16 protein-coding genes are annotated in these 16,442 nt (G+C 56.0%); 4 read left to right on the top strand and 12 right to left on the bottom strand.

What is annotated here, in order from left to right:
* Window positions 1-93: 93 nt before the first annotated feature.
* From RHM61_RS06765 to RHM61_RS06715, 11 genes are all read right to left on the bottom strand, one after another.
* Window positions 94-879, bottom strand: a complete 786-nt coding sequence (locus RHM61_RS06765; protein WP_322250367.1) for an enoyl-CoA hydratase/isomerase family protein — start codon at window positions 877-879, stop codon at window positions 94-96.
* On the bottom strand, window positions 876-1,781 hold the full coding sequence (locus RHM61_RS06760) for an alpha/beta hydrolase family protein (protein ID WP_322250366.1): 906 nt from the start codon (window positions 1,779-1,781) through the stop codon (window positions 876-878). Before RHM61_RS06760 ends, RHM61_RS06765 begins: the two co-directional genes overlap by 4 nt.
* Before the next feature lie 10 nt (window positions 1,782-1,791).
* On the bottom strand, window positions 1,792-3,414 hold the full coding sequence (locus RHM61_RS06755) for a carboxyl transferase domain-containing protein (protein WP_322250365.1): 1,623 nt from the start codon (window positions 3,412-3,414) through the stop codon (window positions 1,792-1,794).
* A gap of 7 nt (window positions 3,415-3,421) precedes the next feature.
* Window positions 3,422-3,703 carry a YchJ family protein gene (locus tag RHM61_RS06750; protein ID WP_322250364.1) on the bottom strand — a complete coding sequence of 94 codons (282 nt, stop codon included), beginning with the start codon at window positions 3,701-3,703 and terminating at the stop codon, window positions 3,422-3,424.
* Between the two features lie 106 nt (window positions 3,704-3,809).
* Window positions 3,810-4,229, bottom strand: coding sequence for a rhodanese-like domain-containing protein (locus tag RHM61_RS06745; RefSeq protein WP_322250363.1), 420 nt, complete (start codon window positions 4,227-4,229; stop codon window positions 3,810-3,812).
* Between the two features lie 20 nt (window positions 4,230-4,249).
* Window positions 4,250-5,380 (bottom strand): acyl-CoA dehydrogenase family protein, encoded by a 1,131-nt coding sequence (locus RHM61_RS06740; RefSeq protein WP_322250362.1) that lies wholly within the window; start codon window positions 5,378-5,380, stop codon window positions 4,250-4,252.
* A 38-nt stretch (window positions 5,381-5,418) separates the two neighbouring features.
* The gene (locus RHM61_RS06735) at window positions 5,419-6,615 is read right to left on the bottom strand and encodes an acetyl-CoA C-acyltransferase (RefSeq protein ID WP_322250361.1); all 1,197 of its coding nucleotides are present in this window, start codon (window positions 6,613-6,615) and stop codon (window positions 5,419-5,421) included.
* A 25-nt stretch (window positions 6,616-6,640) separates the two neighbouring features.
* On the bottom strand, window positions 6,641-8,446 hold the full coding sequence (aceK, locus tag RHM61_RS06730; RefSeq protein ID WP_322250360.1) for a bifunctional isocitrate dehydrogenase kinase/phosphatase: 1,806 nt from the start codon (window positions 8,444-8,446) through the stop codon (window positions 6,641-6,643).
* Between the two features lie 9 nt (window positions 8,447-8,455).
* Window positions 8,456-9,385, bottom strand: coding sequence for a pyridoxal-phosphate dependent enzyme (locus RHM61_RS06725; RefSeq protein ID WP_322250359.1), 930 nt, complete (start codon window positions 9,383-9,385; stop codon window positions 8,456-8,458).
* Window positions 9,386-9,436: 51 nt separating this feature from the next.
* On the bottom strand, window positions 9,437-10,621 hold the full coding sequence (locus RHM61_RS06720; RefSeq protein ID WP_322250358.1) for an isovaleryl-CoA dehydrogenase: 1,185 nt from the start codon (window positions 10,619-10,621) through the stop codon (window positions 9,437-9,439).
* A gap of 115 nt (window positions 10,622-10,736) precedes the next feature.
* Window positions 10,737-11,120, bottom strand: coding sequence for a MerR family DNA-binding transcriptional regulator (locus tag RHM61_RS06715; protein ID WP_322250357.1), 384 nt, complete (start codon window positions 11,118-11,120; stop codon window positions 10,737-10,739).
* Between the two features lie 136 nt (window positions 11,121-11,256).
* Between RHM61_RS06715 and RHM61_RS06710 the strand changes: the two genes are divergently transcribed.
* The gene (locus RHM61_RS06710) at window positions 11,257-12,339 is read left to right on the top strand and encodes an MBL fold metallo-hydrolase (protein ID WP_322250356.1); all 1,083 of its coding nucleotides are present in this window, start codon (window positions 11,257-11,259) and stop codon (window positions 12,337-12,339) included.
* On the opposite strand, the gene ygiD is transcribed toward RHM61_RS06710, so the two are convergent.
* Window positions 12,327-13,130 carry a 4,5-DOPA dioxygenase extradiol gene (gene ygiD / locus RHM61_RS06705; RefSeq protein WP_322250355.1) on the bottom strand — a complete coding sequence of 268 codons (804 nt, stop codon included), beginning with the start codon at window positions 13,128-13,130 and terminating at the stop codon, window positions 12,327-12,329. The two genes, RHM61_RS06710 and ygiD, sit on opposite strands and share 13 nt — an antisense overlap.
* Window positions 13,131-13,412: 282 nt before the next feature.
* Here ygiD and RHM61_RS06700 point away from each other — a divergent pair, with 282 nt between their 5' ends.
* Genes RHM61_RS06700 through RHM61_RS06690 form a run of 3 tightly spaced genes read left to right on the top strand, consistent with a single transcriptional unit; the run spans window position 13,413 to window position 16,439 of the window.
* On the top strand, window positions 13,413-14,108 hold the full coding sequence (locus tag RHM61_RS06700; protein ID WP_322250354.1) for a hypothetical protein: 696 nt from the start codon (window positions 13,413-13,415) through the stop codon (window positions 14,106-14,108).
* Window positions 14,101-14,820, top strand: coding sequence for a hypothetical protein (locus tag RHM61_RS06695; RefSeq protein ID WP_322250353.1), 720 nt, complete (start codon window positions 14,101-14,103; stop codon window positions 14,818-14,820). The genes RHM61_RS06700 and RHM61_RS06695 overlap by 8 nt, the downstream gene beginning before the upstream one ends.
* A complete protein-coding gene (locus RHM61_RS06690) occupies window positions 14,817-16,439 on the top strand; it encodes a peroxidase (RefSeq protein WP_322250352.1) in 1,623 nt (540 codons plus the stop codon). The genes RHM61_RS06695 and RHM61_RS06690 overlap by 4 nt, the downstream gene beginning before the upstream one ends.
* The last annotated feature ends 3 nt before the right edge of the window (window positions 16,440-16,442 follow it).

The raw sequence follows: 16,442 nt of genomic DNA, 5'->3' as shown, positions 1-16,442 counted from the left end.
AACTGCTTGATGAAGCCGCCATTTTATGCGACTTTTACATCACATTTTGCGCCGGACAATGATAGTACTTGATTTCATTGACAGAATAACCATTTACTGCAACCACGCCGGCTTACGTTTTTCGAGAAATGCCCGCACCCCTTCGCGCCCTTCGTCCGAGGCGCGGATAGCGGCAATCTGTTCCACCGTCTGCGCTAGCAAGGCCGGCGTGAGCGCGGCACCGCTCACTTGCTGCAGCAATTGTTTGGCCGCGCGTACCGCATGCGGACTGTTTGCCGTCAGCGCCTTGAGCAATTCTGCCAAGCGTGGCGCACTCGCCGCGGCCGTCACCACTTCATGTACAAAGCCGATGCGCAGCGCCTCGGCGGCGTCGAAGCGCTCGGCCGTGAGGAAATACCGGCGTGCCGCGTTTTCACCCATGGCCTTGATCACATACGGCGAAATCGTCGCCGGGATCAAACCCAAGCGCACTTCACTGAGACAAAAGTTAACGCCCTCAACACAGAGCACGATATCGCAAGCGGCCACCAAGCCCATGCCACCGGCATAACAGTCGCCGGCTACCAGCGCCACCACCGGATGGCGACAATCGTGAATCGCACTCAGCATACGCGCCAGTTGCGCGGCGTCGGCCAAATTTTCGGCATGGCTGTAATCGGCCATTTTTTTCATCCAATTCAAATCCGCTCCGGCGCAGAACGCCGCGCCTTGCGCGGCCAGCACAATAGCACGAATGCTGTCGTCGGCGCTCAAGGCTAGAAATGCCTCGCTCAATTCGGCAATCATGGTCTCATTAAACGCATTGCGCACATCGGGGCGCGCCAGCGTGAGCGTGGCGACGCTACCGGTTTGTTGCAAAAGCAGGGTGTCAAACATCATGGTGCGGTTCCTTTGATCGGTGCCACCGGTATCGGCAAAATTTTATTCTTTTCAAGAAACTGCTGTACTACCGGGGTCCAGAGCGCGATGCCTCTGGTAAACAGGCTATGCCCATTGGTTTCAAATGGCGGCAATAAATGGAATTCGGCCACGCCGCCGGCTTTCACAAACGCGGCGTGCCATGCTTGGCTGTAGCGCGGCCCAAAATATAAATCATTGTCGGTATAAATCCATAAACTCGGCAGCTTGCTGGTACTACCGAAATTGGCATACATGCGCTCCAACTTGTAGCCTTCGCACGGCTCGCCCGGATGCGCTGCCGGGTCACCACCGGAACCACCGGCGAAATTAATCGTAGCCATCAGACCGGGCGGGTTTTGCGCCGCCGTGGCGATGCTGGTATAGCCACCGACCGATTGTCCGACCAGTAGCAAACGGCTGGCATCGAGATACGGCTGTTGCTTGGCATACGCGAGTACCGCCAATATTTCGCTACTGGCCGCCGCCGCCATCTCGGCATAGCTTTTATTCTTGCAGGCGCCACTGTCTTCCGGGTCGGGATTGATGCCCATTGCGCCGTAGCCGATGCGAGTCGGTACTAACACAGCAAAGCCGCGCTCAGTGAAGTAGCGCACCTGCCGAGTGTAACGAAAGCGCGCCGGCTGCGCGCGGTCGGTAGCGCTGCGACCATGATTGAGTATCACCAGTGGAAACGGCCCCGGTCCGGCAGGACGGAACTGCGTGATCACCACCGTGCCAGCCACCGGACGATGCAGAAAATCTTGCACCGTCACGGTGATCTGCGCGACTTCCTCATGCAAATCGGCGGCGTTTTCCTGCGCCACCACCGCTGGTGCCAGCAGCACTGCCAGCGTCATGCTCAGCCAATCAAATGCCCGCATATCGCGCTCCTTACATGCGGAAGATGCCGAACTTGGCATCGGGAATAGGCGCATTCAAGGCCGCCGACAAACCGAGTCCAAGCACCATGCGGGTATCAGCCGGATCGATCACACCATCATCCCACAAGCGCGCCGAGGCGAAATATGGATGCCCCTGTTGTTCATACTGTTGCTTGATAGGTTGTTTGAATTCGGCCTCTTCTTCGGCGCTCCAACTAGCGCCCTTGCCTTCTATGCCATCACGCTTGATGGTAGCCAGCACGCTGGCCGCTTGTTCGCCGCCCATCACGCTGATACGCGCATTCGGCCACATCCACAAAAAGCGTGGCGAATAAGCGCGACCGCACATGCCGTAATTACCGGCACCGAAACTGCCGCCGATGATGACGGTAAACTTCGGCACATTCGCCGTTGCCACGGCCGTCACCATCTTGGCACCGTTGCGTGCGATGCCTTCATTTTCATACTTGCGACCGACCATGAAGCCGGTGATGTTTTGCAAAAATACCAGCGGTATCTTACGCTGACAACACAGCTCGATGAAATGCGCGCCCTTCAAAGCGGATTCAGAAAACAAGATACCGTTGTTGGCGATAATCCCCACCGGCATGCCGTGGATATGCGCAAAACCGCACACCAAGGTGGTGCCATAGCGAGCTTTGAATTCATCAAAATGACTGCCATCGACGATACGGGCGATCACCTCACGCACATCAAACGGTTTGCGGGTATCGAGCGGAATCACGCCATACAATTCGGCTGCCGGGAATTTCGGCTCTTCTATTTCGCGCAGTACCACGGTGGCGGGTTTTTGTCGGTTCAGATGCGACACGATGGTGCGCGCCAATGATAAAGCATGGGTATCATTTTGCGCCAAATGATCGACCACCCCGGAGAGGCGAGTATGCACATCGCCACCGCCAAGATCTTCGGCGCTGACGATTTCGCCGGTCGCCGCTTTCACTAAAGGCGGGCCGCCGAGGAAGATGGTGCCCTGGTTCTTGACGATGATCGATTCATCGCTCATGGCCGGTACATACGCGCCGCCGGCCGTGCAAGAACCCATCACCACGGCGATTTGCGGGATGCCCTTGGCCGACATATTGGCTTGATTGTAAAAGATGCGCCCGAAGTGATCACGATCGGGGAATACTTCATCTTGATTCGGTAAATTCGCGCCACCGCTGTCGACCAAATAAATACATGGCAAATTATTTTGTTCGGCAATTTCTTGCGCGCGCAAATGCTTCTTCACCGTCAGCGGATAGTACGTGCCGCCCTTGACGGTGGCATCATTACAGACGATCACGCATTCCTGACCAGCCACCCGACCAATGCCAGTGATCACACCGGCGCACGGCGCGGCATCGCGGCCGTCTTTTTCCTTGTACATATCGTACGCGGCCAACTGCGAAAATTCGAGAAACGGTGTGCCGGCGTCAAGCAGCGTTTGTACCCGTTCGCGCGGCAACAGCTTGCCACGCGCCAGATGCTTGTCACGTGCCGCCGCGCCGCCGCCTTCGGCGATGCGGCTGATTTTTTGTTTCAGATCATCGACCACGACTTGCATGGCTGCCGCATTGGCCTTGAATTCTTCCGAGCGCGGCATGAGTTTGGAATCGAGTGTTGTCATTAATTTTTCACTTATCAGGGAAACTGCCATCGACGTAAAACCATTTGCCGTCGTAGCAGGTGAAGCGACTGAGCTCATGCAAACGCTGCGCACGGCCGCCGATTTTGTAACGTGCCACAAATTCCACCGTGGCAGTATTGCCATCGACGCGATGCCGTTTGACTTCCAAACCCAGCCATTTGGTTGGCTCTTGATGGGTGATGCGCTCGCTCGGGCAAGTGCGTTCATCCCAGCTGGCACGCAGATAGGTTTCATCATTTTGCGTGTAGGCGGTGTACCTGGAACGCATCAATGCTTCGGCATTCGGCGCCTTGCGTGCGCCGCTGATATACGGAGCACAACAATCTGTTAATTTCTTTGTGGAGCCGCAGGGGCAGAGACCGGCTTGGCTCATTTCAAGTCTTGCTTTCCATTGTTTTGAGAGGGACCGTTTGTTTCTCCGCCACCGCCGCACCAGCCGCTTTCCAAGCACCGAAGCCACCGGCGATATGCGCAACATGTTCCAGCCCCATGTCTTGCAGGGTTTTAGTGGTCAAGGCGCTGCGCCAGCCGGCCGCGCAAAACAGAATGAATTGCTTGGGCTGGCCGAATACCGGTTTGAAATACGGTGAGGCCGGATCGACCCAAAATTCTATCATCCCGCGCGGTGCGTGAAACGCGCCGGGGATCACGCCTTCGCGTTCGAGTTCGCGGATATCGCGCACATCGATGAATTGCACGGTCGGATCACTCAAGCGGGCCTGGGCCTCGGCCACGCTGTAGGTTGTGATTTCGGCCATGGCTTCATCGACCAACTGCTGGTAACCTTTTTTCATCGTAGCTCCCTAATATTGAATTACGCCAGTGCGCGGCCGATCAAAATCTTCTGAATATCCGAGGTGCCTTCGTAAATCTGACAGACGCGCACATCGCGGTAGATACGCTCAACCGGAAAATCACTGACATAGCCGTAACCGCCATGCACCTGAATCGCATCGGAACAAACTTGTTCCGCCATTTCAGAAGCGAATAATTTCGCCATTGCCGCTTCTTTCAGGCACGGTAATCCGGCATCTTTCATGCTCGCCGCATGCCAGATCAACTGGCGTGCCGCTTCGATACGCGTGGCCATATCAGCCAAACGAAACTGTACCGCCTGATGCTCGAAAATCGCTTTGCCAAAACTACGGCGATCTTTGGCATACGCCAGCGCCGCTTCGAACGCAGCCCGCGCCATGCCGACCGCCTGCGCGGCGATGCCGATACGGCCCCCCTCAAGACCGGACAAGGCAATCTTGTAACCCATGCCCTCGGTGCCGATCAAATTTTGCGCTGGGATGCGACAGTTTTCAAACAGTATCTGGGCCGTATCCGACGAGTGCTGACCCATCTTCTGTTCCAAGCTGGCAACGATATAACCGGGCGTGGCGGTCGGCACCCAGAATGCGCTGATGCCTTTTTTACCAGCCGCCTTATCGGTCACCGCCAACACGATCGCGACATCGGCATGCTTGCCGCTGGTGATGAATTGTTTGACACCGTTGAGCACATACTCATCGCCTTCCCGCCGCGCCGTGGTGCGCAAATCAGAGGCATCGCTGCCGGCATGCGGCTCGGTCAAACAAAATGCGCCGAGCATGCTGCCCTGTGCCAGCGGCACCAGCCACTGCTGCTTCTGTGCTTCGTCGGCATACATCATCGCAATGCTGCAGACCGGACAATTATTCACCGACACCACGGTCGAGGTGCCGCCATCGCCGGCGGCAATTTCTTCCAACACCAGCGCCAGCGACAGGTAATCCATGCCGGCCCCGCCATACTGCTCCGGCACCGCCACGCCATACACGCCCATGCGCGCCAGCTCGGCTAATTCGGCGGCGGGGAAATGGTGCTCCTTATCCCAGCGCGCCGCATTCGGCAGCAAGCGCTGCTGGGCGAAGGCGCGAATGCTGTCGCGTATCATTTGCTGTTCCGGGGTCAATACCATGTCGCTGCTTTCTCTCTGGAGGAAATTTTTTTATCTACTCAGCACAACTCAATCGCCAGCGCCGTCGCTTCCCCGCCGCCGATACACAGGGATGCAATCCCGCGTTGCTTCTGCTGCTTTTTCAAGGCACCGATGAGGGTAATGATGATGCGCGCACCGGAAGCGCCGATAGGATGACCAAGCGCGCAAGCGCCGCCATGGACGTTGACCTTGTCATGCGTGATGCCGAGCTCTTTCATGGCTGCCATCGGTACGGCAGCAAAGGCTTCATTGATCTCGAACAGATCGACATCGGCTGTGCTCCAGCCGATTTTTTGATACAGTTTTTCAATCGCGCCTATCGGTGCGGTAGTAAACCAAGCTGGTTCCTGTGCATGCGAAGCATGGCCGACGATTTGCGCGATCGCCGTCAGACCGAGTTCCTTGGCCTTGGAAGCGCGCATCAGCACCAGTGCGGCGGCACCGTCATTGATCGAAGAAGACGAGGCAGCGGTGATGGTGCCGTCTTTTTTGAAGGCCGCTTTGAGGCTTGGTATTTTATCGAGGCGCGCCTTGAGCGGGCCTTCATCTTTATCGATCACGACGGCACCGGCGCGGGTTTGCACCGTCACTGGCGCGATTTCCCAGGCAAATGAGCCGTCAGCGGTAGCCGCTTGGGCGCGCTGCACCGAAGTGATGGCGAAGGCATCTTGGTCTGCGCGCGAGAAGCCGTATTTGCTCGAACAATCTTCGGCAAACGTGCCCATGGAACGGCCGCCACCTTTTTCATCGCGCGAATACGCATCTTCCAAACCATCGAGCATCATGTGATCGAGAATCTGGCCATGACCGATGCGATAACCGGCACGCGCTTTCGGAATCAGGTACGGCGCATTGGTCATCGATTCCATGCCGCCGGCGATCATGACGGCATTGCTGCCGGCAGTAATCGAATCAAACGCCATCATGGTTGCCTTCATCGCCGAACCACACATTTTCGATAAGGTCACGGCACCGACCGACATCGGCAAACCGGCAGCGATCAGCGCCTGACGCGCGGGTGCCTGGCCTTGACCGGCCATGAGGCAGTTACCGAACAAGACTTCTTCTATCAATTCCGGCGCCACGCCGGCGCGCGCGACGGCCGCCCGGATCGCCACAGCACCAAGCTGGCTGGCCGTGAGGGAAGAAAAATCACCTTGAAAAGCCCCCATAGGGGTACGGGCAGCACCAACGATTACGATAGGATCAGTCATTATGAATTTCCTTGGAGTGGGTTGATTAAACAGCGCTTGGGTTCAGCGGCGCAGCCGCCGCGGCGAGATGCTGGCTGAAGCGAATTTCCTGCGGATACGGAAATACATCGTCGACTTTGCCATCGACGATACGTTGTTTGCGGCCTTGCCAATAGCTGGCGGTCAGCAGATCGGCATGGTGGCGCATGAAAAATTGCCGCACATTCAGGTTACCCAACAAGAAGGTACCGAACTGTTCGGGAAAGACATCATTTTTGGCAATCGGATACCAAGGCTCGGCCGCCATCTCATCTTCTTCATTGCGCGGCAAGGGAATGGTCCGGAACTGACAATCGGTGATGTATTCGATTTCGTCGTAATCGTAAAACACCACACGGCCATGGCGCGTAACGCCGAAATTTTTGTACAACATGTCGCCCGGAAAAATATTCGCGCCGACTAAATCTTTAATCGCATTGCCATATTCTAGTACGCCATGCTCCATCGCCGCCAAGTCACCGCGCTGCTCGGCTTCGGTCAGATAAATATTGAGCGGTGTCATGCGCCGTTCGATATACAAATGCTTGATCACCACTTCATCTTCATTCACTTCCAGCATACTCGGCGCATAGCGTTCAATTTCGGCCAGCAAGGCCTCAGAAAAACGCGCGCGTGGAAAAGCGACGTCGGAATATTCCAAGGTATCGGCCATACGGCCGACGCGATCGTGATTTTTCACCAGCAAATATTTTTCTTTGATCAGCGCCTTGGTGGTTTCTTTCGGCGGCGGAAAACTATCTTTGATCAGTTTGAACACATACGGAAACGAGGGCAAGGCAAACACCAGCATGACCAAGCCGCGGATGCCAGGTGCGGCTTCGATACAGTCGGACGAGTATTTCAGGTGATGCAGAAAATCGCGGTAAAACAAATTCTTACCATGCTTTTGCAAACCGATCATGGTGTAAATTTCACTGCGTGGTTTCTTCGGCAAAATACTGCGAATAAATTGCACATAGGCAGACGGCACTTCCATATCCACCATGAAGTAAGCGCGCGTAAATGAAAACAACACCGTAATCTGCATGGTGTCGAACAAGACCGTATCGAGTACCAGCAAACCCTTATGTTTATGCATGACGGGAATGACGAACGGATGTTCGCTGTTGCCATTGATGCCCTTGCCGATGATGTAGGCTGATTTGTTCCGGTAAAACAAGCTGGCCAAGACTTGAATCTGGTGATTCGGTTCGCGCTTGTCATCGCCGAATTTCGCCCGCAGCCGTTGTTCAACCAAGGCCACATCGCGTTCAAGATTTTCAAACTCGGCGTCGAGTTGAAAATTGGTAACGATGCGTTTGATGGTGAAATTGAGACCGTCGGTGGCCGGATAATAGACGCGATAAGTCGGCGGTGTATCTTCGCGTTCCAGGTACTCGGTGGAAGTAGCCGGCCGCACGAAAATGAAATCATTGTGAAAATAATTCCGATGCAGCAACTTGGTACAGACGGTATTGAAAAAGGTTTCAGCCAATTCCGGACGCAGGTGGTCAGTCAGCAAGCCCATGTAATGCAGCTTGACTTCGCGCCAGACTTCATCACTCAAATCGCTTTCGGCATACTCGTCTTCCAGCGCCAGCACGCATTCGCGCACCCGCGTGTCATAGTATTGTATGCGTTCGCGTGCCGCCAATTGCGCCGCCTTCCAATCGCCCTCTTCAAAATACCGTTTGGCACTCTGGCTGCTGACGCGAAACAAATGGTAATGGCGGTCGAAGCCATCGAGTATCATGCGCGCGATATCGAAGGCAATCTGAGAAGACAGTAACTTGGGGAAGGAAGTATGGGGCATGGGCAGCGTTCAAGGCAGGTTGAAGTCGGATTTCCAAGCTGCCAGTTTAGCCACATCTACCCCGATACCGCCACAAATAATGATCAATGGCCGAGTAAATGCTGCCAACACCGGTAATTGTTGGTACACCACCGCCAAAGCGGCACCGCAAGCCGGTTCAACCAGAGTGCGCATCTCATCGGCGAACGCCAAACAAGCTGCCACCGCCGCCGCATCGCTGACGGTGACGCTGTGGATCACATGCTCAAGCGTCAGATCATAGGCGTGTTGCGCCACACGGCGCGCGCCCAAGCTGCTGGCGATGGAAGTGATGGCTGGCAGCGTAACCACTGCGCCGGCTGCCACGGCCGCCTGCAAAGAGGCTGCCCCCGCCGTTTCGACGGCAATCACCGGCACCGCCGCCAAGCCATTGCGCTGCAAACCCTGCACTACACCGCTGAGCAAACCACCACCACCGACCGAGCAAATCACGACATCGAAATCGAAGCCATCCGCCAGCTCATCGATGACGCTGGCATTGCCATCCCAAATATCGGCATGGTCAAACGGTGGAATGTAGACACTGCCGGGCGCGGCGCACAGCGCTTTCGCCGCTTCATTGGTTTCATCCCAGACCTGGCCGCTGACGATCACCGTCGCGCCGATGGCACGGATAGCTGCGCGCACGCTTTCGTGCGTGGTAACCGGCACGAGGATGGTGGTCGGGATCGCCAAGGCCACCCCGGCCACGGCCGCGGCAAAGCCGGCATTCCCACCCGATGGGCAAACGAAATGAGTGGCACCGCGCGCCGCCGCGCGACTACACATGAGGCCGATGCCGCGCAGTTTGAACGAGCCGGATGGCTGCGTATTTTCCATCTTCAACCAAACGGATTTTCCTGTGGCAGCAGACAGTGCGCGGTGCTCGAGCAGTGGTGTGGCGATGTGCAGAGTTGTCATGCTAGTGCGTGATGATTTAATTTAAAGTAAAGGCAAGGACGCGCCGCCATTTCAGCAGGTTTCGGCGTAGAGTTCGCGACCGATCAGCATGCGCCGAATTTCGCTGGTACCGGCACCGATTTCATAGAGCTTGGCATCGCGCCATAAGCGACCGACCGGGTAGTCATTGATATAGCCGTTACCACCCAGAGTTTGGATCGCTTCGCCGGCCATCCAGGTGGCTTTCTCGGCCGAATACAGAATCGCTCCGGCGGCATCCTTGCGCAAGGCGCGCACTGCCGCCGGGTTGGTGGCGCGGTCACAAGCTTGACCGACGGCGTAGACATAGGCCTTACACGCCATCATGGTCGAATACATATCGGCCAATTTACCCTGCATGAGTTGGAATTCGCCGATAGGCTGACCGAACTGTTTGCGCTCATGTACATACGGCACCACCGCATCCATGCAAGCTTGCATGATGCCGAGCGGGCCGCCAGACAAGACCGTGCGCTCAAAATCGAGGCCTGACATCAGCACATTGACGCCTTTGCCCAAACCACCGAGCACATTTTCGGCCGGGATTTCGCAATCGACAAACACCAATTCACCGGTATGCGAACCGCGCATGCCAAGCTTGTCGAGTTTTTGCGCAACCGAAAAACCTTTGAAATTTTTCTCTACCAAGAAGGCCGTCATGCCGCGTGCGCCGGCTGCCAAATCATTTTTTGCGTAGACCACCAGCACATCGGCATCGGGACCATTAGTGATCCACATCTTGCTACCGTTGAGTACCCAGCGATCGCCTTTCCAATCGGCGCGCAATTTCATACTGACCACATCGGAACCGGCATTCGGCTCCGACATCGCCAAGGCACCGATGTATTCGCCGGAAACCAGTTTCGGCAAATACTTGGCTTTTTGTTCTTCGGTACCGTTACGCTTGATTTGATTGACGCACAAATTCGAATGGGCACCGTAAGACAGACCGACCGAAGCCGAGGCGCGCGAAATTTCTTCCATCGCAATGATGTGCGCCAGGTAACCCATGTTGGCACCACCATACTCTTCACCGACGGTAATACCGAGGACGCCGAGATCGCCCATTTTGCGCCATAAATCCATAGGAAACTGATCATTCCTATCGATTTCGGCGGCGCGTGGAGCAATTTCAAGCGCAGCGAATTGCTGGATTGCTTCACGTAAAGCAGCGATATCGTCGCCATGATCAAAGCTTAAACCGGGTAAGTGCAGCATGTCATCCTCACTGATGGTGGAAATGGTAATTTTTTTTAACGACACCTCTCGTCGCGGAGGCTGAAAATTAAAATGATACGACTAATTGACGTTTACGTAAACGTAAAGTTAATCTTCAAACCCCTTGCGCCAGCAATTGCCGCGTTTCTTCTTCATGCGCGCCGATTTCCGCCAACATCACTTCAATATCTTCACGCTGTTGTTCCAATGCCGCACGATGACGTGCCAACACGCTTAAAAAACTTTGCAGTTGTACTTCGGTATCCTTGGGCGAGCGGTACATGTCGACCAAACTCTTGATATCCGACAAACTGAGGCCCAAGCGCTTGCCGCGCAAGGTCAATTTCAAATGGGTGCGCTCACGCCCGGTGTACACACGGCTGCGCCCGCTCGGGCCTTCGCGAGTCGGGTTGAGCAAACCCTGATCTTCGTAAAAACGGATCGCGCGCGGCGTGATATCAAATTCACGGGCTAATTCGGTAATGGTATAAGTGGCCATAGTCTTGGAAACGCAAACGGATTACAATCTCGAATTGACGTTAACGTCAATTAAATAAAAAAGCATTGTAGGCTATTCTGGCGGCTGCGACCGCGTTGCTGGCGCAAAAAAATAAGAGACGACGATAAGAGACAATATGAATGAACTAGAACAACAATTGCACTATCCGTTTGGCGAAACCTTGCCCGAAGCCGGGAAAACCATGGAAGTCGCACCCGGCGTGTTATGGGTCAGAATGGGCTTACCGTTTGCCTTGAACCACATCAATCTGTGGCTGCTCGAAGATGAAATCGATACCGAACACGGCCGCGTACATGGCTGGACCGTGATCGATTGCGGCATTTCCAACGATGCCACCCGCGACGCTTGGGAAGTCTTGTTCGGCAACATCGACAACCACCTGCGCGGCTTGCCTATCGTGCGCGTGATCGCCACGCACTGCCATCCTGACCATGTCGGCCTGGCCGATTTTCTCTGTAGTCGCTGGAAAGTGCAGTTATGGATGACCGCCGGCGAGTACGCGTTTGCGCGCATGATGTCAGCCAGCTTGCCGGGGGCCGATGGCAGTGCGATGTTCCCGCATTTTCGCCGCCATGGCTTGGTCGATCCGGCCCAACAAGAACGCATGCAGGAACGCAAATCCTACTACACCCGGCTGGTACCGACCGTCCCGGCGGCCTATCGTCGTATGCAAGAAGGCAGTGATGTGTTAATCCACGGACGCCACTGGGAAGTGATCTGCGGTTACGGCCACTCGCCCGAACATGCTTCGCTGTACAACGCCGAATTGAATTGCCTGATTTCCGGTGACATGCTGTTGCCGCGCATTTCCACCAATGTATCGGTGTTTGCCATCGAACCGGAAGCCGATCCGGTACGCCTGTACCTCGAGTCGCTGGAAAAATATCAGCGCTTGCCGGCCGACACCTTGGTACTGCCATCGCATGGCAAACCGTTTCGCGGCATGCACACGCGTATCACGCAATTACAAGAGCACCATGCGGCCCGCCTCGAAGAAGTCCGGCTCGCCTGCGCCGTACCACAATCGGCGGCCGACATCGTGCCGCTGATGTTTACCCGCGCGCTCGACGCCCACCAGCTCAGCTTCGCGCTCGGCGAAGCCTTGGCACATTTACACAAACTGTGGTTCGACGGCGTGCTGCAGCGTCATCTCGGCGCGGATGGCGTATTTCGCTTCGTCAGTCTTCAGCCGAATTGAACGCTGCGCATACCGAGCGTACCGAGCTGAAACTGCTGAAACACCGTGCTCGCCGCCTCGCTGGCAGCGGCGGCACCAAGCACGACCAGCAAAGGTAAAAAATGCTCAGGTGTCGGCACGGCCAGCGCTGCCCCGTTCAGGTGCTGATACTCGCACAGTGCCGCATCATCGCGCTTCGTCAGGGCGGCCGCGACCGCCGCATCAAAGTCCGCCGCCCACGCGCGGCTGGCGTGCGCGGCATCGGGCGTGCCGAAATCGAGCGCGCGCAGATTATGGACAATGTTTCCACTACCCAAGATCAACACCCCCTGTTCACGCAAAGCGGCCAGCTCGCGGCCAAATTGGTAATGCGCCGCGCCATCGAGACCATCGACCAAAGACACTTGCCACACCGGTATATCGGCGGCCGGGTACATATGCCGCAGCACCGTCCAAGCCCCATGATCGAGCCCCCAATCGCTGCGTAACTCGGCTGGGTAACTGCGGATCAAGTCGGCGGCGGTCTGCGCCAAGGCCGGTGCACCGGGCGCCGGATAGCTGAGCGCATACAAGGCCGGCGGAAAGCCGCCGAAATCGTGTATCGTGCGCGACGCAGGCTGTGCGCCGAACGCAATCGCCGCGCTCGTCATCCAATGCGCCGACACCACCAGAATCGCCCGCGGGCGCGGCAAACTCTGGCCCCAACTATGTAAAAAGCGCGTGTAATCATTGTCGTCGAGCGCATTCATGGGGCTACCATGACCGACAAAAATAGCTGGCATACGCATCGCGGCGGGGGGAAGTGCTGACATGGCGTGATCCTGAGAGTTTTTTGCAATGACTCAACTTTAACGCATTGCGGCTCTGCTCGTCATTTCCCCCTACGCGCACCGCGCCATGCTCACGCAGGTGGGAATCTTGGATTACGAGCGTATCGTCAAACGCGCCTGATAGAAGAATTGGATGTTGGCAATGAGAACCTAATGCAACAGTCTGCTGAAAATCTGAGCACGGATAGTTGGCATTATGCTACCCTTGGTTGACATCATCACATCAACCGCAACTTTTACCGTCTCAGCTTTCCGGAGCCACCCATGTCCAACATCGCAGGCAAAGCCTACGCCATGAATGTCATCACCCCGATACGCTGGTATACGGCGTGGCTGAACAAATTATTTTTCTGGGTCGCGCTGAAGCGCCCGAGTACCTTGCTGGGCTTGAGTACGCTTTCGCTGATCCACTACGCTCGCTGGACCATCATCGGGCCGCGCCAATTTCCCCATCTCTCGCCGCAACAACCGCGCGAAAACTTGCGCTATGCGTACATGCTGTTTTTCAGCAACTTCAACGGCAGTTGGGATCAATACGTCGATTCCTTTACCTTTGCGATACCGGGCGGTCTCGATCTGTTTTGGAAATGGAATCTGCGCTACTCGAAATCGGTGGCTTTGACACCATTTCACGACTATATCCAGTATAACCAGCTTGAAACGATTCACTACTACAACGCCTATCCGCTGGCCACCTCCAACGATATCAAGGCGGCGCAAAACGTCAAAGACAAGCTGATCGCTTTCGACCACCTGGCAGAACAAGGCAGCGACGAACAATTCATGCAACGCTATCGTGGCCTGCTGCGTGGCCTGCAACACGACCTCGGCAGCATGCATCCGACGCCTATCATCAGCATGTCGGCCTATCAGGTCGAAAAACGTGAGCGCTGGCATGCCGAGCAAAAACAACACGACACCACGGCCAACAGCCTTAATAAGGAGCACGAGCATGGCTAATGTCAGCGGCAATTCCTATGGTTTGACCACACTTTCACCGATTAAAAACGGTCGCGTCCCGGGTGCTGAAATCGCCTGTGCCGACGCCATACGCGAACGCTTACAAGCTTGGAACAGTGAGTCCAACAGCCCGATGGCACAGGTTCCGCATACCTATTTGTGCCGTTTTTTTGTGCTCGACGATGTACGCACCGAAAGCACCCCGGGCGGCAGTCTGCCCGACACCTTGACCGACCTGCTGCCGGTGGTACCGGACAGTGTGCGACGCGGCGCATTACCAGTGCAAGAGCAATTGCAATCACGTTACCTGGTCTTCTGTACGAATTTTTACGCTGGCCCAGTTGCCACTCCGGATGCCTATCTGGCCGGCATGTGGGCGACCATCCCAACACGCATCGCTGAAATCTGGGGCGACTGCTACGGTTTTGAGGATGTCCGCAATGCCGACGATTTCATCGTCTATATGAAAAAATGCCAGCTTAAAAATGCCTTGTTTTTCAACGGCTCGAATGACAAACCGCTCGATGAACAATTGAAGGCTTTGTATTTGAAACAAGAATTGAGCCACTTCGCCATTGCCAACCAAGGTTTGCCCGCTGCCACCGTGCGCGCCAATTACCGCGCCTTCATCGCCCGCGTGGCACCGGACAATCTGTCTGGACCCCGCTGGCACGCCGGGCAGTACCGCCTCTCTACTGAAAGCCAGGCATGAGCCACACTCTCGATTTACTCGATATTCAAGCCAATGTACTGCGCGCTTATGGACGCTTCGGCTACCCGAAAGCCCGCTATGTTTTTCTCAACATTCGCCATGCGGCACGCGCGCGCAGTTTTGTCGCCGCCATCACCGCACGTGTCACTACGGCCGTGGCCTGGGGCACCGGTGCCGATGAAGTGCCGGCACCACCGTGGACCGTGAATATCGCCTTCACTTATCAAGGTTTGAAAGAATTGGAATTACCGCGCAGTTCTTTGATCGGCTTTTCAGCGGAATTCGTCGAAGGCATGAAACATCGCAAAGATATGCTCGGCGACGATGGCGTCAGCGCGCCCGAACACTGGGATCCGATCTGGCGCGAGAACCGCGAAACCCGCGATAAAGACGTACATATTTTCATTTCACTCAATGCCCAAGCGCCACAACCGACATCAGCCGACTTGGCGGGAATACAACAGGCATTGGCACAGAGTGAGAGCAATCTACAACAAGCCTATGCCTGGCTGCAGTCCATCATCGCCGCCAGCGCCGGCGGCGTGATGGTGCTCGGCGGCCATCGTGGCGATCAGGGTGCCCTGCTCGATTATCAAGATGTCGCGGTCGTGCTGGAAAATGGTTTGCCTACCGCCAAAGAACATTTCGGGTATACCGATGGTATCGGTGATCCGGTGTTTGAAGGCGTGCCCTACGAGGCCGCGCGCGTGCGCGGACGCGGCAAGCAAATGGCGGATGGCAGTTGGGCGGCGCTGGCGACCGGTGAATTTTTGCTCGGCCACATCGATGAAGCGCACGAATACCCGCCGGCACCGCGGCCAGTTTTACTGTCACGCAACGGTACCTACATGGTCTACCGCAAGCTGCATGAAAATGTCGCCAGCTTCGACCGTTATCTGCAACAAGAAGGGGCGAAATATCCGGGCGGTGCGGAATTGCTGGCAGCCAAATTCGTCGGCCGCTGGCGCGACAATGGTGCGCCGCTGGTGAGCGCGCCGGATCATGCAAAAAAACAAGAATTCGATGCCGCTTTCGCCGCCGCCGACCCGCAGCAGCGCGACCGCATGCTGAGCGACTTCAGCTACGATGACGATATGAGCGGGGCTAAATGTCCGTTCAGTGCCCACATGCGGCGCATCAATCCGCGTGCCTCGCTGCAGATGGGGCGTGAAGCGGGTGACTTGCCCGGCTCTTTGAAAACCATGAGCGGCGCCTTCGACACACCGGGCGCGCTGAGCAACCGCCGGCGCATTTTACGCCGGGGTCTGCCCTACGGCAAAGTGGTGGATCGCAGCCGCGACGATGGCAATCATGGCATCGTGATCATGATGCTCAATGCCGACATCAAGCGCCAATTTGAATTCATCCAGCAACAATGGATTAATTACGGCAATGATTTCAAGGCCGCTAACGACAAGGAAATTTTGCTCGGTAACCACAGCAGCGATCCGCATCTGGCCAGCAAGGCGGTACTGCAAGTTGATCCGGCTGGCGACGAGGCACCATACCTGTTGGCAAATATTCCGCGCTTCGTCGAAACCCGCGGCGGCGAATATTTTTTCATCCCCAGCTTAACGGCGCTACGTATGATTGCACGCGGCATCGTCGACCCGACCTGAACA

It is taken from the genome of Undibacterium sp. CCC3.4, from assembly GCF_034347425.1.
In the GTDB taxonomy this organism is placed as follows: domain Bacteria; phylum Pseudomonadota; class Gammaproteobacteria; order Burkholderiales; family Burkholderiaceae_D; genus Undibacterium.
Note: the sequence above shows the minus strand (reverse complement) of the source record. Positions and strands in the feature narration are given on the sequence as shown.

What these genes read in the sequence shown, in the direction of transcription:
- ygiD (WP_322250355.1), bottom strand. Translation starts at nt 13,130, where the DNA reads ATGTCAGCACTTCCCCCCGCCGCGATGCGTATGCCAGCTATTTTTGTC.
- RHM61_RS06695 (WP_322250353.1), top strand. Translation starts at nt 14,101, where the DNA reads ATGGCTAATGTCAGCGGCAATTCCTATGGTTTGACCACACTTTCACCG.
- RHM61_RS06735 (WP_322250361.1), bottom strand. Translation starts at nt 6,615, where the DNA reads ATGACTGATCCTATCGTAATCGTTGGTGCTGCCCGTACCCCTATGGGG.
- RHM61_RS06690 (WP_322250352.1), top strand. Translation starts at nt 14,817, where the DNA reads ATGAGCCACACTCTCGATTTACTCGATATTCAAGCCAATGTACTGCGC.
- RHM61_RS06745 (WP_322250363.1), bottom strand. Translation starts at nt 4,229, where the DNA reads ATGAAAAAAGGTTACCAGCAGTTGGTCGATGAAGCCATGGCCGAAATC.
- RHM61_RS06720 (WP_322250358.1), bottom strand. Translation starts at nt 10,621, where the DNA reads ATGCTGCACTTACCCGGTTTAAGCTTTGATCATGGCGACGATATCGCT.
- RHM61_RS06710 (WP_322250356.1), top strand. Translation starts at nt 11,257, where the DNA reads ATGAATGAACTAGAACAACAATTGCACTATCCGTTTGGCGAAACCTTG.
- aceK (WP_322250360.1), bottom strand. Translation starts at nt 8,446, where the DNA reads ATGCCCCATACTTCCTTCCCCAAGTTACTGTCTTCTCAGATTGCCTTC.
- RHM61_RS06765 (WP_322250367.1), bottom strand. Translation starts at nt 879, where the DNA reads ATGATGTTTGACACCCTGCTTTTGCAACAAACCGGTAGCGTCGCCACG.
- RHM61_RS06725 (WP_322250359.1), bottom strand. Translation starts at nt 9,385, where the DNA reads ATGACAACTCTGCACATCGCCACACCACTGCTCGAGCACCGCGCACTG.
- RHM61_RS06715 (WP_322250357.1), bottom strand. Translation starts at nt 11,120, where the DNA reads ATGGCCACTTATACCATTACCGAATTAGCCCGTGAATTTGATATCACG.
- RHM61_RS06700 (WP_322250354.1), top strand. Translation starts at nt 13,413, where the DNA reads ATGTCCAACATCGCAGGCAAAGCCTACGCCATGAATGTCATCACCCCG.
- RHM61_RS06755 (WP_322250365.1), bottom strand. Translation starts at nt 3,414, where the DNA reads ATGACAACACTCGATTCCAAACTCATGCCGCGCTCGGAAGAATTCAAG.
- RHM61_RS06740 (WP_322250362.1), bottom strand. Translation starts at nt 5,380, where the DNA reads ATGGTATTGACCCCGGAACAGCAAATGATACGCGACAGCATTCGCGCC.
- RHM61_RS06760 (WP_322250366.1), bottom strand. Translation starts at nt 1,781, where the DNA reads ATGCGGGCATTTGATTGGCTGAGCATGACGCTGGCAGTGCTGCTGGCA.
- RHM61_RS06750 (WP_322250364.1), bottom strand. Translation starts at nt 3,703, where the DNA reads ATGCGTTCCAGGTACACCGCCTACACGCAAAATGATGAAACCTATCTG.